This window comes from Collinsella sp. TF05-9AC (assembly GCF_003438495.1).
Lineage (GTDB): Bacteria > Actinomycetota > Coriobacteriia > Coriobacteriales > Coriobacteriaceae > Collinsella.
Map to the genome: position 1 here is coordinate 66,863 of NZ_QSSH01000008.1, position 13,515 is coordinate 80,377.

Annotated in this window: 9 protein-coding genes; 8 read left to right on the forward strand and 1 reads right to left on the reverse strand. The window is 59.7% G+C overall.

Going from position 1 to position 13,515, the window contains the following annotated elements; translation table 11 throughout:
- The first annotated feature begins 79 nt into the window (after positions 1-79).
- Both DXC52_RS03935 and DXC52_RS03940 read left to right on the forward strand, forming a co-directional pair.
- On the forward strand, positions 80-1,924 hold the full coding sequence (locus DXC52_RS03935) for a magnesium transporter (protein ID WP_117746220.1): 1,845 nt from the start codon (positions 80-82) through the stop codon (positions 1,922-1,924).
- Between the two features lie 74 nt (positions 1,925-1,998).
- Positions 1,999-3,195: an Nramp family divalent metal transporter gene (locus DXC52_RS03940; RefSeq protein ID WP_117746231.1), complete on the forward strand. Its 1,197-nt coding sequence runs from the start codon at positions 1,999-2,001 to the stop codon at positions 3,193-3,195.
- Positions 3,196-3,630: 435 nt separating this feature from the next.
- Here the strand turns inward: DXC52_RS03940 and DXC52_RS03945 are convergent, their stop codons facing one another.
- Positions 3,631-5,847 carry an acyltransferase family protein gene (locus DXC52_RS03945; RefSeq protein ID WP_117746221.1) on the reverse strand — a complete coding sequence of 739 codons (2,217 nt, stop codon included), beginning with the start codon at positions 5,845-5,847 and terminating at the stop codon, positions 3,631-3,633.
- Between the two features lie 187 nt (positions 5,848-6,034).
- On the opposite strand from DXC52_RS03945, the gene DXC52_RS03950 reads away from it, so the two are divergent.
- From DXC52_RS03950 to DXC52_RS03975, 6 genes are all read left to right on the forward strand, one after another.
- Complete coding sequence (locus DXC52_RS03950; protein WP_117746222.1) at positions 6,035-7,030, forward strand: ribokinase; 996 nt, start codon at positions 6,035-6,037, stop codon at positions 7,028-7,030.
- Between the two features lie 4 nt (positions 7,031-7,034).
- A complete protein-coding gene (locus DXC52_RS03955) occupies positions 7,035-8,009 on the forward strand; it encodes a nucleoside hydrolase (RefSeq protein WP_117746223.1) in 975 nt (324 codons plus the stop codon).
- 249 nt (positions 8,010-8,258) lie between these two features.
- On the forward strand, positions 8,259-9,098 hold the full coding sequence (locus tag DXC52_RS03960) for a PRD domain-containing protein (protein WP_233504797.1): 840 nt from the start codon (positions 8,259-8,261) through the stop codon (positions 9,096-9,098).
- Positions 9,099-9,168: 70 nt separating this feature from the next.
- Positions 9,169-10,617 (forward strand): PTS transporter subunit EIIC, encoded by a 1,449-nt coding sequence (locus tag DXC52_RS03965; RefSeq protein ID WP_233504798.1) that lies wholly within the window; start codon positions 9,169-9,171, stop codon positions 10,615-10,617.
- Between the two features lie 146 nt (positions 10,618-10,763).
- A complete protein-coding gene (locus DXC52_RS03970; RefSeq protein WP_199409445.1) occupies positions 10,764-12,182 on the forward strand; it encodes a 6-phospho-beta-glucosidase in 1,419 nt (472 codons plus the stop codon).
- Between the two features lie 182 nt (positions 12,183-12,364).
- Complete coding sequence (locus tag DXC52_RS03975; protein WP_199409446.1) at positions 12,365-13,375, forward strand: LacI family DNA-binding transcriptional regulator; 1,011 nt, start codon at positions 12,365-12,367, stop codon at positions 13,373-13,375.
- Positions 13,376-13,515: the final 140 nt, after the last annotated feature.

A 13,515-nucleotide genomic window follows, 5' to 3' on the forward strand; every position in this document is an offset into this window, starting at 1 on the left:
ATGCGTATACATATCAAACAATCCACGGATAGCGTACCCGTCTGGCCGCGGTCCGCAGGAATAATGATGGGGAGCACCATTGAATTATCTGAGTGAGATGCTCAAATTGCCGGTCTTGGACGTCGACGGCGAAAAGCTCGGCGTGGTCAACGATTTTGGCATTGCTACCGGCGAAGTTTTTCCGCACGTGACGTCGCTCGCGTTCCGCGGTCCCGGCAAGACGCCGTTTATGATCAGCTGGCGCAAGTGGGTCGACCGTATCGACGAGACGGGCGTGTACCTCAAGACGTCGGCCACCGAAATCCGCTTTTCGTACCTGCAGCCGACCGAGCTGCTGCTCGCGCGCGATGTTCTCAACAAGCAGATCGTCGACACGCAGGGCATGAAGGTCGTGCGCGTAAACGACATCAAGTTCTCCATGTCGGGCGAAAACCAGCTGCGCCTGCTGGGTGCCGAGGTCGGTGCCCGCGGCCTGCTGCGCGCGATTAGCCCCGCGCTCGAGCATGTCGTCGAGGGCTTTATGAAGCATCTGGGCAAGCCGCTCAGCGAGGACATCATCGCCTGGTCCTACATGGACCTGCTCGACCGCTCGACCAAGAACATCCAGCTCTCGGTGTCGCACAAGACGCTCGGCGAGCTGCACCCTGCCGACATCGCCGACATTATCGAGCAGCTCGACCCGCGCCTACGTGCGCAGGTGTTTGCGCAGCTCGATACTGCCCAGGCCGCCGAGGCCATCTCGGAGTTCGATGACGATGAGCTTATGACCGAGATGCTCGAGGGTCTGTCCGACACCGACGCATCGTCGATGCTGGCCATGATGGACCCGGACGACGCCGCCGATCTGATCGACGAGCTCGATTACGAGAAGGCCGAGAAGCTCTTGCGCCTGATGGGCGTCAAGGAGGAGAAGGCGATTCGTAATCTGCTGGGCTACGAGGACAACACCGCCGGCCGCATCATGACCTCGGAGTTTGTCTCCCTGCCTGCTACGGCAACGGTCGGTGACGCCATCGAGGCGATTCGCGAGCTCGACGAGGACTTCGAGAGCGTCTACTACGTCTATACCGAGGATCCGAGCGGCATGCTGACCGGCGTGCTTTCGCTGCGCACGCTGATCGTAGCCGACCGCGACGCCACGCTGGGTCAGCTGGCCTATCGCGACCTGGTCTATGTGTCGCCCGACGAGGACCAGGAAGACGTGACGGACGAGATGACCAAGTACGACCTGGTTGCCATCCCTGTCTGCGACGAGAACCGTCATATCCTGGGTATCGTGACCTTTGATGACGCCATGGACGTTATCGCCGAGGAGCACCAGGAGGACCTGCAGATCGCAGGCGTCGGCTCGGGCGATAGCGCGTCCGACGACTCGACGAATGTGCTCAGCTGGTTCGTGCATCGCCAGTACTGGGTTGTCGTGTGGGGCATTGCCTCGTGCATCATGGCAACGGTGCTGGGGACGGCGCTCGGCTCCGCGCATCTGGTGGTGTTCCCCATGTGCGCCATGCCGCTCGTGCTGCTGGCGGCCTCGCGCATGGTGTCGTTCGTCAAGAACTACTTCCTGGAGTATGACGGTCACGATGACGAGCCCAAGCCGTATCTGGGGTTCTTCTTCCAGAGCACGGGCATGGGCCTGATCCTGTCGCTCGTGACCTACCTGTGCGCCCAGCTGGTGCGCACCGCCGCGTTCCCCGACGCGCCCATGTTTGAGGAACAGCTCTTTACCGGCTGCTTTAACATTGCGGCCATCGTCTGCCTGATTGGCAACATGAGCGCCGTGATTTACCTGATGGTGCTGTTCTGGCGTGACGAGCATGACCTCAACACGTCGGGCACCGCCATGAACGTTATTGCCGTCATGATCTCGTGCGTAGCGTACTGCGCCGCTGCGGTGCTGCTCACCATGTCGGTCATGGGTTAGGTGGTCGCGTGCAAAATACCAAGCAAAAGTCGGGCACCAAGCAAAAGTTGACCATCGCGGCCATCTTTGGCGCTATGGGTCCCGGTCTGCTGGCGGCGCTTTCGGGCAATGACGCTGGCGGCATTGCAACGTATTCCAGCGCGGGCGCCAGCTATGGCTACAAGATGCTCTGGATGCTTCCCGTCATGACTGTGCTGCTCATCGTGACGCAGGAGACCGCGGCGCGCTGCGGCTGCGTCACGGGCAAGGGCTTGGCATCGCTCATTCGCGAGCGCTTTGGCGTGCGCAAGAGTGTACTTGCTATGGCGGCGCTGTTGATCGCCAACACGGCTGTGACCATTTCGGAGTTTGCGGGCATCGCGAGTGGCCTTGCTCTGTTTGGCGTTCCGGCGAGCATCTCGGTGCCGTTGGTGGCGCTGCTGGTGTGGATGCTTACCATGTCGGGTAGTTTCCAGCGCATCGAGAAGATTCTGCTGCTGGTGAGCTGCGTGTTCGTGACCTATATTGTCGCCGCGTTTATGGCTGGCCCCAACTGGGGTGAGGTCGCGGTCGACCTGGTCGTGCCTAACATTCAAAATGACCCCAGCTACGTGTCGCTCGTGGTCGCGACGATCGGTACCACCATCGCGCCGTGGATGATTTTCTTGGCGCAGAACAACGTGGTCGATAAGAACGCGGGCGAGGACGATATCGTGCTGCAGCGCATCGATACCGTGAGCGGCTCGCTTGCTGCCGATGTCATTGCCGGCTTTATTATCATCACGACTGGTACGGTGTTGTTCCCGGCGGGTATTCAGATTAGCGACGCTGCCGACGCCGCCCGTGCGCTGGAACCTATCGCGGGTCAGTGGTCCACGGTGCTGTTCGCCTCGGGCCTGGTCGCCGCGAGCTTCTTGGCTGCCTGCGTGCTGCCGGGCGTTACGTCCAGCGCCATCTGCGAGGCATTTGGCTGGGAGCGCGGCGCCGATCGCAGTTGGGACGAGGCTCCGGTCTATCGCGGCATCATTACAGCCATTATCGGTATCTCGGCCGTGCTGGTGCTCATGCCCGGCGTCGATCTGTTCCAGATCATGATGACCTCGCAGGTCATCAACGGCGTGCTGTTGCCTGTGGTTCTGGTGTTCCAGGTGGTTATCGCCGCCGACCGTCACATTATGGGCGCCAACCGCAACGGCCGCGTGTGGAACGTGCTCACGTGGGCGACCATCGGCGTGATCACGGTGCTGACGATCGTCATGTTTGTGCTGCAGGCGATGGGTTACAGCGCTTAACGCTCTTTTTAGCTTCCGGACAGGCCGCAGCAATGAGCAGCGGCCTGTTTTTTACTTGTTATAGGGGGTTAGTTATATGGCAGTGGGCAAAATATGCCAAAAATGAGTACTGTTGCTAAGGCGATGGCATTTATGTGCAAGAAGATAATGTACACAATCTTGAGTGTGTTCATTAATGTTTGCCACAACAGGCTCTAATCCAGCTAGGTTGGCCGCTTTAGTGGTTTGCATGGGTCGCTCGGACGCCATTTTGGGCGGTTTTGCCTGCTACTAAAATGGTAGCAGTACTCATATTTGCCCTTTTTTGCCCACGACCCCTTGGCATGTTGTTGCGAAGCCGCCCCCGGACTGGAATTGACAGCCCGGGGGCGGCTTTCACTTGTCGCGGGAGTGTCCCAAGGGGCCGGCATAGAAGGAGTGTCCCTAACTGCCAGATTACTTGTCGGTGTCTAGCTTGTGCGGCTTGAAGGCGAGTGCGTTGACGAGTGCGTCGGTGGCGGACTTGACGGCTGCCGGCTGCGGGTCGTTGACGTGGTCCTCGGGGTGCACGGGCAGGTCCTTCTTGACCGCGTCGTGGATCAAGTTGAGATGCTCGGTCACGCCGGTGGTCGATAGATGCGTGCCATCGCCGTCGAACAGGTCATTTCGGTTAGCGCTGTATCCGTACCAGTCGACAACGCGCACGTTCTTGTAGCGCGTGGCAGCGTTGGCAATGGCCTGGTTGGTCGAACCAACCCACGGCTGCGGGCTGCGCGTGTTTACAAACACCACGATGCGCTTGTCTCCGGCATGGGACATGATGGCATCGATCTGGTCGTCGGTCACCAAGCCGTTGGTGCCCAGGGCAAAGACCACGATTTTGCCGGCAAGGTTCTGCTGGATATAGCCCTCAAATGTCGCACGGCCTGCATCGAATTGGCGGCCCTTTTCGGCATCGATGTGGCTGTGCGGGAACACGCCATCAAAGGAGTCCACGGCGCGCAGTGACACGGAGTCACCGATCATCAGCAGGTCGTAGGAGCCGTCCGCGAAGCCGTCGTTGTCCTTGTCAGTGTCGTCTGCCGCTTGCTGGTCCTTAGGCGTGGCGTTTTTGGCTTCTTTGTTGAGGACTTCGGCACCTTCGCCGCTGAGTGCAGACGTCTCGGGCACAAAGATCAAGCCGCCCAGTGCAACGACCAGTACGACAGCGCAGGCGGCGCAAACGGGAATATGCGCGCGCACCCAATTGGCAGGCGTGGTGGTGCCATCGCGGAACTCGGAGACGGTGCGTCCGAAGACGCCCTTCCTAAACGGCGTCTCGATAAAGCGGTAGGAGCACTCGGCCACGGCGACCACCAGCAGTACCTGCAAAATGTACTGCCACCAGGGCGTATCGTTGATGTTGGCGACCGGGTTCATGAGCAGCAACAGCGGATAGTGCCACAGGTAGATGCTGTAGGAGCGCTTGCCAACCCATACGAGCGGCTCGGCGGATAGCGCGCGGGCCACCATTCCCTGGGGCTGCACGCAGGCCGCGATGACCATGAGCGTAAGGATGGAGCACAGCAGCGTGCCTCCGCGATACTGGAATGCCGTGTAGCCGTTGGTGAGCGCGACCATGGCGGCAAGGCCAACCAGGCCCACGACGCCCAACACATCGATGGATGCGGGTGAGGACCAAAAGCGTACGAGCGCGCTCGGCTGGGCTGGGGCAGTCTCGGCTGCGTTGTCGGCCTTCGTACCCTGTTTGTTCTCGGCATTCTTTCCGTGCCTGGCGGCGCCAACCAGGCGGTCGAGCCCCAGACGATGCGCGAGGCGCACGGGCGCCAGGTCGCGATCGGGGATAAAGGCCATCCAGGCGCCCAGCAGCAGCGAGAACACGCGGGTGTCGGTGCCGTAGTACACGCGGCTGGGGTCGGCGGCGGGGTTGTAAAGCACCATCATGGCAAGGGCGGATACCGCGGCGAGGCCCAGAACCACGCGGCGCGTGTTGGGCTTGCTCACATGCATGGATACCATGGCAAACAACAGTGGCGGCCAAATCAGGTAGAACTGTTCCTCGATGGCAAGCGACCAAAAGTGCGTGAGCGGCGAGGGGTCGCCCAGAGCATTGAAGTACGAGACGTTTTGGGTAATCTGCCACCAGTTGTTGAAGAACAGCAGCGACGGCAGGATGTCGGGGCGCATCTTGGTGAGCATCACGTGGTTAAAGATAGTGCACAGCGCGCAGGTTACAAACACTACCGTTACCACGGCGGGGACCAGGCGACGGATGCGGCGAATCCAGAAGCTCTTGAGGTCGATGCGTCCGGTCTTAGCGACTTCGTTGAGCAGCAAGCGCGTGATCAGATAGCCCGAAAGCACAAAGAAGATCGTGACGCCAAGCAGGCCGCCCTGAGCCCACGTGAGGTTAAGGTGATAGAGCACCACCGCGACGACGGCGAGCGTACGCAGACCGTCGAGTGCAGGGATGTAGCGGGACTTGGGGCGAGCAGACGTTTGCTCCGCGGCGGGAGTGTTGGCGCGGCCCGCGTTGTTGGCAGAAGCGCGACGGGGGCTCGCGGTGCGTCGCGGTTCGTTGGCACGGCGTTCGCCCTTCACGCGTTCGTGCGGCGCCGGCTCGTTGCCCGTGCGGCGTCGACCGCGCGAGCCCGATTGCGAGAGTTGTTCCATAAAACATCATCCAATGACGAGAATAATCAGCACGCCTTCATTGTAGCTGCCTGCCCCTGTGAATGCTTGCTGCTGGCGCAAGCTCAAGCGCGCGTCCACATCAAAGTGAACTAAAGTTATAGGGGGTGCGAGAGTGCACGATCGACGGCCGGCGGTGGGCATAAGGCCCGCAGATGAGGAGGTTTCCATGGCAGATTGCGGCATCGTTGCGGTGTTCGGCAGCATGAACATGGATCTTTCGGTGGCGTGCGAGCGCATGCCGCGTGCGGGCGAGACCGTCGGCGGCAGCGGGTTTATCACCAACGCCGGCGGCAAGGGCGCTAACCAGGCCGTCACCGCCGCGCGCATGGGTGCGCGCACGTGCATGATCGGCGCTGTTGGGCGTGATGCCTTTGGCGATGCGCTTGTGGCGGGGCTCCAGGATGCCGGCGTGGACTGTGACTTTGTAGTGCATCGCGATGACGTGGAGACGGGAACGGCGACCATCATTCGCTGCGAGGGCGACAACCGCATCATACTGTCACCGGGCGCCAACCATGCGTTTGCGGGCGCGGACGTTGCCTGCGCGTTGAGGCGTCTGGTGGCCCATGAGCTCGACGGCGACGCCAGCGAGATTGCCTCGGCTGTCGGAAGCGTCTTTATCGCCCAGGGCGAATGTGACCTTGCAGCGACGGCCGAGGCGCTCGTTTGCGCTCACGAGCTGGGGTTCTATACGGTCTTTAATCCAGCTCCTGCCTGCGAGTTGCCTGCGGAGGCCTGGCCTGCGGTCGACCTGGTCTGTCCCAACGAGACTGAGTGCCAGGTGCTGACGGGCATCTTGCCCGCGGATGATGCGAGCTGCGTCGCGGCGCTCAATGCCCTGCTCGCCAAGGGTGCCGGAGCTGCGGTCATCACGTTGGGCGGCGCCGGGTCGGTTACGCTCGGCGATGACGGCGAGCCGCTGCGCATGCCGGCGCTCTCGAGCACGTTGGTCGATACGACGGCCGCGGGCGATACATTTATCGGTGCGCTTGCCGCGGCTCGTCTGGAGGGCCTGCCGCTCTTTGAGTGCATGGCGGCGGGTGCACGCGCCTCGGCGGTGACGGTGTCGCGCCTGGGCGCACAGCAGTCGATTCCCACGCGCGCCGAAGTTGATCGCGTGTTTGATTTAGACGATTTGGTACAAGACGGAGAAGCGGAGTAGAGCAATGGCAATCAAGAAGCTGATCCTTGATCTGGATATGGGTGTGGACGATGCGATGGCGCTTGCCTATGCCATCGCGAGCCCCGAGGTGGAACTCGTGGGCATTACCACATGTTTCGGTAACGTGCGTGTCGACCAGTCGGCACATAACTGCCTGGCGGTGCTCGATCTGTTGGGTCGTCCCGAGGTGCCGGTGTACCTGGGCGCCGATCGTCCCATCAAGGCGACCGAACCCTATACGCCGCCGGCGTCCACGACGCTCATCCACGGCAAGAACGGCATTGGCGGCGCAAGCGTGCCCGCGTCGCCCTACGAGCCGGTGGGGGCGACGTCGGCCGATGGTAACGCCGCGGTCGATTACCTGATCGATGCCGCGCGCACCTATGGCCCCGACTTGGTCTATGTGGCGACCGGTCCGCTCTCCAACCTGGCGCTCGCCCTTGAGCGCGACGCGGCGGCGATGATGTCCATCGGCCGCGTGGTCGTGATGGGCGGTGCCCTGACCGTGCCCGGCAACGTGAGCGCCGGTGCCGAGGCCAACATGGCGAGCGACCCCGAGGCCGCTGACGCCGTGCTGCGCTCGGGCCGCAAACTCACCATGGTTGGTCTTGACGTGACGCATCGCGTGGTGCTGACGCGCCGCGACATTGCCGGTTGGACGGGCTCGGGCACCATGGCCGGTTGCGCGTTTGCGAGTATGGTCGAGCACTACATTGGCTCGTACGAGATGAACGCCCCCTACCTGGGCGGCTGCGCGCTGCACGATCCGCTTGCCGTTGCCGTGGCGATTGATCCCACGCTCGTGGGCGCACTTGGTTGCAACTTGCGCGTCGACCTGCTCGGCGAGTATCGCGGCCGCACTATCTGCGACGAACACCGACTGTCCGACCCGGATAAGAGCGCGCTCGTGGCGCTCACCGTGGATGCCCCGCGCTTTCTGTCCGAGTTCAAGGCGCGCATGGCCCGCATCCTAGGCTAGGCTCGGGATCGAAGCACGCCCATCTGCTCGATGTGGCCGCTGGCGGGCCGACATCTACCGTTCGCCAGCCCGATGGTCCCCGGGGCGGGGAGAGCGCTATAATGAATTCTGCATCTTGGATTGTTACTCCTGTGTGGAGGCATGCCCAAGAGCAATACAACACGGATTGTTACGTAAGGCATGACCGCAATAGCACTGCTATTGGCTATCATGCCTTTTTCTGTGAGTGTTCTTGAAAGGAGGTTCACCATGCTTGCAATTAAAAAGCTTAACAACAACGCGGTTCTTTGCCGTGACGGACAGGGGCGAGATGTCATCGCCATGGGCAGGGGCGTCGGTTTCGGCGGAGATTTTCCTCGAGAGCTCCCTCTTTCTAAAATCGAGCATACGTTTTACGACATTGATCCTAAAGGACAAGATGTCATGAGGGATCTTCCCTCGGATATCGTGATGTTTGCGGCGAAAGTTATGGACATCGTTGCCAACGAACTGCCCTACGACCTCTCGACCAATGCGACGCTGTTCATGGCTGATCACCTGTCGTTTGCCGTTGCGCGAGCCCAAAAGGGGGTCCGCATCGCGATGCCTCTTGCCTATGAAGTGCGGGAGACGTATCCGAAGGAATACAAGGCTGCCCAGTTTATCGTCATGCGACTCGAGAAGGAGCTCGGAGAGCGGCTTCCCAAGGATGAGATTGCCAGTATTGCGATGAATCTCGTGAACGCACGGGTTGTTGAAGCCGTCAAAGCCACGGCCGAGCCCGCAAAGCAGTTCGACGATATGCTCGAGGACGTTATCGAGATTCTCGAAAGCGATTTCCGCATTATTGTCGACCGCGATTCCTTTGATTTCACCCGCTTCGCCACGCATCTGCGGTACCTGTTCAAGCGCATTCAAGCCGGCGAGTCGCTGAACAGCGCCAACATGCAGATGTACAAGAACTTTCGTGAGGAGTTTCCGCAGTTGGCAGAGTGCGTGAAGCATATCGGTTCCTATTGTCGTGAAACGTGGGACGCCACGCTCTCCGAGGAGGAGGAACTCTATCTGATGATCCATCTCAACCGGATCATCTCCAAAAAAGAATTGTAACCCGTAGCCATTCGGGGCATGACCTTTGCCGATTCGAACAGTAAGCCAAGATTGTGCAAAGGAGCCAATGATGGCAAATTACAAAAAGGTGGCAGAGCAGATTCTCTCCACTGTGGGCGGGGCGGAAAACGTGGCTTCGGTTACGCATTGCATGACGCGCCTGCGCTTCAACCTCAAGGATGAAAGCCTCTCGAATGATGAGAAGCTTGAGGACATCTCGTCTATCATCAGCGTCGTGCACGCCGGAGGGCAGGTGCAGCTGGTGGTCGGGCCCACGGTCGACAAGGTCTACGACGAGGTTTGTAAGCAGGGCGGATTCGAGGTCACGGTATCGATTGACGAGGAACTCGATGGCCCTCAGCTTAGCTGGAAGGAGCGCTTGGCGCCTAAGCACCTCTTCAATCAGCTGCTCGATGCCGTGAGCGGCGCTATCACCCCGATCCTTCCGATCTTTTGTGTCGCCGGTATCTTCAAGATGCTCGTTATTCTGTTTGGGCCCGAAGGCGCCGGTTTTATGTCCGAAACGAGCGACCTGTATCGGATCCTTTCCCTGGTGGGCGATGCGGCGTATTACTACTTCCCGGTGTTTGCCGCCTATAGCTCGGCTAAGAAGTTCAAAACGAGTCCTGTGCTGGCACTGCTCATCGCTGTTGTGATGATTTATCCCGACATGCTCGCTATTGTTGAGGACGGAAAGCCTTTCAGCGTCTTCGGCATCCCCATGCAGCTCGTCAACTACACCCAGGCTGTTCTTCCGGTCATCTTGATCACCTGGGCCCAGTCCTATGTTGAGCGCTTCTTTAAGAAGATCTCGCCTGATATGTTGCGCATTCTGATCGTACCCGTGGGTACGGTGCTCGTGATGTTGCCGGTCGCGCTGTGCCTCTGCGGCCCTGCCGTCCAATTTGTCATGGGCCTTGTGGCCGATTTCATCATTTGGCTCGCCTCTGTTGCCGGTCCCGCTGCGACCGCGGTTATCGGCGCATTCTGGAATCTGATCATCGCCACCGGCATGCACGTGCCGATCTATACCGCCATATTGCCCGCCGCGCTCCAGAACGGTTACGACGCCATCTTATACCCCGGCGCCGCGGTTGTAGCCTACACCACGCTTGCCATCGCGCTCGCCTATGGCCTGCGCGCTAAGGACAAGGAGAATCGAGCCACGGGCTGGAACTTGTTCATCACCTATGCCTTCGGTCGCGTGAGTGAGCCCATCATCTACGGCATCCTGTTTCGCGACAAGAAAGCTCTTGCCTGGAACATGATTGGTGGTGCTGTCGGTGGTCTGCTGGTAAGCCTTCTTCATGCCAACGTCTATATCTTCACTGGCGTTGGTTTCCCATGGATGAACGTGCTCATGTTTGCTCAGGATATCATCCCCGGCACCATCGGGTGTCTTGCTGGCGGTGCCGTGACGTTTGCGTTGGCGATGGTTTTTGGATTTGAAGGACAGGAGAAGATGCCGTTGAAGTCCAAGAGCGGCGATTCTGAGGCTGTTGAATCCGTCGAGGCATAAGAGGCTACTGCACAAATATGCTCCCCAGCCGTTGCGCGGTCCGACCCCTTGGCCGCGCAACGGTACTGTGCTGTTGCGCGGCACTTGCCGAGTCCGTTGCGTTCGACAGCGTGGGCCGGGAATTTGATAGAAAGGACGACACCATAATGTTTAGAGAAGATTTTTTATGGGGCGGGGCTCTGGCTGCAAACCAGTGCGAGGGAGGATGGAGCGAAGGCGGTCGCGGTTTAGCCAATTCCGACATGCTGCCGTTTGGCGATCAACGCATGGACGTCATGCGGGGAGACCTTGATCCGCGTGCGTTGGCACCCGACAGCTTCTATCCCGCTCGCAAAGGCATTGATTTTTACCATAGGTACAAGCAGGATATTGAACTGTTTGCCCAGATGGGTTTTAAATGCCTGCGCCTATCGATCGCCTGGAGCCGCATTTTTCCCAAAGGAGACGAAGCCGAGCCCAATGAAGAAGGCCTTGCCTTTTACGAGGATGTTTTTAGGACGTGCCGCGCGCATGGCATTGAGCCTTTGGTGACGCTCAACCACTATGATGTCCCCATGCATCTCGTCGATGCGTATGGCGGATGGCGCGATCGCAGGTTGGTCGACCTGTTCGATCGATATTCGCGTACCGTGTTCGAGCGCTATCGGGGATTGGTCAATTATTGGCTGACCTTTAACGAGATCAACATCATGACGCAGGCGTGCTTTATGGCGGCGGGGATCATCTTCGAGCAAGGGGAGAATCGCTATGCAACGGTTCACACGGCCGTGCACCATGTATTGGTTGCGAGTGCCCGTGCGGTCGGGGCGTGTCATGAACTGTGCCCCGGGGCGAAGATCGGTTGCATGCTCAACGCAGGTGTCTTCTATCCGGCTACATGTGATCCGGACGATGTGCTGGCTGCGCAGGCTGAGAATCGCAGCCATTACATGTTTACCGACGTCCAGGTGCGCGGTGCGTACCCGAGCTATGTTCTCAAGGAATACGCCCGCCATGGTTTTGAGGTGCCCTATCGGGATGATGACCGCGAAGTACTGGCTGCAAACCTGGTCGATTTCGTCTCGTTTTCGTATTACTCGACGCGCGTCGCAAAAGCGCATGCGGAAGGTCAGTTCGATTCGAACCTTCTTCGCTCGGCGCCTAATCCGTATCTAAAACAGGAGCCTTGGGGGAGGTTTATCGACCCCAAAGGGCTGCGCGTCACCATGAATGAAATCTGGGATCGCTATCAAAAGCCGCTGTTCATCGTCGAAAACGGTTTGGGTGCTCCTGATGTGCCGGAAGATTCGGGTGAAATAGAAGACGACTATCGAGTTGAATACCTGCGGGCCCACATCGAGGCGATGAGGGAGACCGTCGAGCTCGACGGGGTGGAACTCATGGGATATACCTGTTGGGGCCCGATCGATTTGGTTTCGGTCGCCACAGGACAGATGCGTAAGCGCTACGGGTTTATCTATGTCGATCGAGACGATAGCGGTGCGGGCTCGTTTGAGAGATGTAAAAAGAAAAGCTTCGAATGGTACCGACGCGTAATAGCAAGCAATGGCGAAGACCTTGCGTAATAACGTTAAGATGGACAAATGCGCCCGTTGGGGGAATAGTCGCGCCACTTTGCTTGACAACAGGCTAAACTAGCTAATAAACATTTACTCTTCTGTTTAGATTGAATTTGCGGTCGTTTAGTTGCCGAGCCACGGGGCGGTCAAGCCACGATGCTCGGCCGCGACCGATGCTAGGGGGAACGATGGCTAAAGCAAGCGTCCGCGAGATCAGCCGCATTACCGGCTTTTCGCCCGCAACCGTGTCCAACGCGCTCAACCGCAAGCGCAGCGTGAGCGAGGAGACCGCCAAGGTCATCCTGGAGTGCGCGCAGTCGCTTGGCTATCAGCAGTCGACGCAGCTCGAGAGCATCCAGTTTGTGCTTGCGCGCAAGACGGGCGCCATCCTGGACGAGAGCACCTTCCATCCCGCGGTCATCGAGGGCGTGGAGCGCCAGGCGCGTCGCCACGGCATGAGCACGAGCTTTGTCTCGCTCGACTTTAGCGACCTGGACGCCGTGCGCCCGCAGGTCGAGGGCCTGATCGCCGACCCGTCGGCCGCCATCGTGCTGATGGGTACCGAGCTGGGCGAGGAGGACTACGCCCTGTTCGCCGACGCTGCCGCCCACCTGATTGTGCTCGACGGCTGGAGCGATCGCCAGTACTTCGATGCCGTAGTCATCGCCAACACCGATTCGGTGCTGCGTGCCGTGGATTACCTTATCGAGAAAGGCCACAGGCAAATCGGCTATCTGGCGGGCGACCTTCGGATCCGCAACTTTAAGGACCGCGAGCGCGGCTATCGCCAAGCGCTTGAGGACGCGGATCTTGAGGCCAACCCGGCATGGCACGTCACGCTGGGTACCACGCTCGAGGGCGCTTATCACGACATGGGCGTGTGGCTCGACAACGTCTCGCGCGACGATCTGCCGACGGCTTTCTTTGCCGAGAACGACGTGCTCGCCGTGGGCGCCATGCGCGCGTTCAACGAGCACGGTATTCGCGTGCCCGAGGATGTCTCGATCATCGGCTTTGACGACCTGTCTTTGGGCGCCTTCTCCAACCCGCCGCTCACCACGGTGCATGTTCCCAAGCACGAGGTGGGCGAGATCGCGGTGCGTCGCCTGGTGGGCAACATCCGCAACCCCAAGAGCTATACCTGCAAGACGGCCGTGTCGACCTACTTTGTCGAGCGCCAGAGCGTGTGCGAGATCTAGGCGAAGAAAACGCTGGGGCGCAGGGCGGCAAAGCTCGCTAAGGCAGCCATATCTAACGCTACTAAGAGAGGGTCCTTCGGGGCCCTCTTTTTGTTCAAGACTTTAGTCTGCTGGCCGCGCAGCGGCCAGCTTTAAACCAC

Bases quoted from the DNA above. Each gene is read 5' to 3' on its own strand.
- DXC52_RS03940 (WP_117746231.1), top strand. From the start codon at position 1,999: ATGGGTCCCGGTCTGCTGGCGGCGCTTTCGGGCAATGACGCTGGCGGC.
- DXC52_RS03945 (WP_117746221.1), bottom strand. From the start codon at position 5,847: ATGGAACAACTCTCGCAATCGGGCTCGCGCGGTCGACGCCGCACGGGC.
- DXC52_RS03950 (WP_117746222.1), top strand. From the start codon at position 6,035: ATGGCAGATTGCGGCATCGTTGCGGTGTTCGGCAGCATGAACATGGAT.
- DXC52_RS03955 (WP_117746223.1), top strand. From the start codon at position 7,035: ATGGCAATCAAGAAGCTGATCCTTGATCTGGATATGGGTGTGGACGAT.
- DXC52_RS03960 (WP_233504797.1), top strand. From the start codon at position 8,259: ATGCTTGCAATTAAAAAGCTTAACAACAACGCGGTTCTTTGCCGTGAC.
- DXC52_RS03965 (WP_233504798.1), top strand. From the start codon at position 9,169: ATGGCAAATTACAAAAAGGTGGCAGAGCAGATTCTCTCCACTGTGGGC.
- DXC52_RS03970 (WP_199409445.1), top strand. From the start codon at position 10,764: ATGTTTAGAGAAGATTTTTTATGGGGCGGGGCTCTGGCTGCAAACCAG.
- DXC52_RS03975 (WP_199409446.1), top strand. From the start codon at position 12,365: ATGGCTAAAGCAAGCGTCCGCGAGATCAGCCGCATTACCGGCTTTTCG.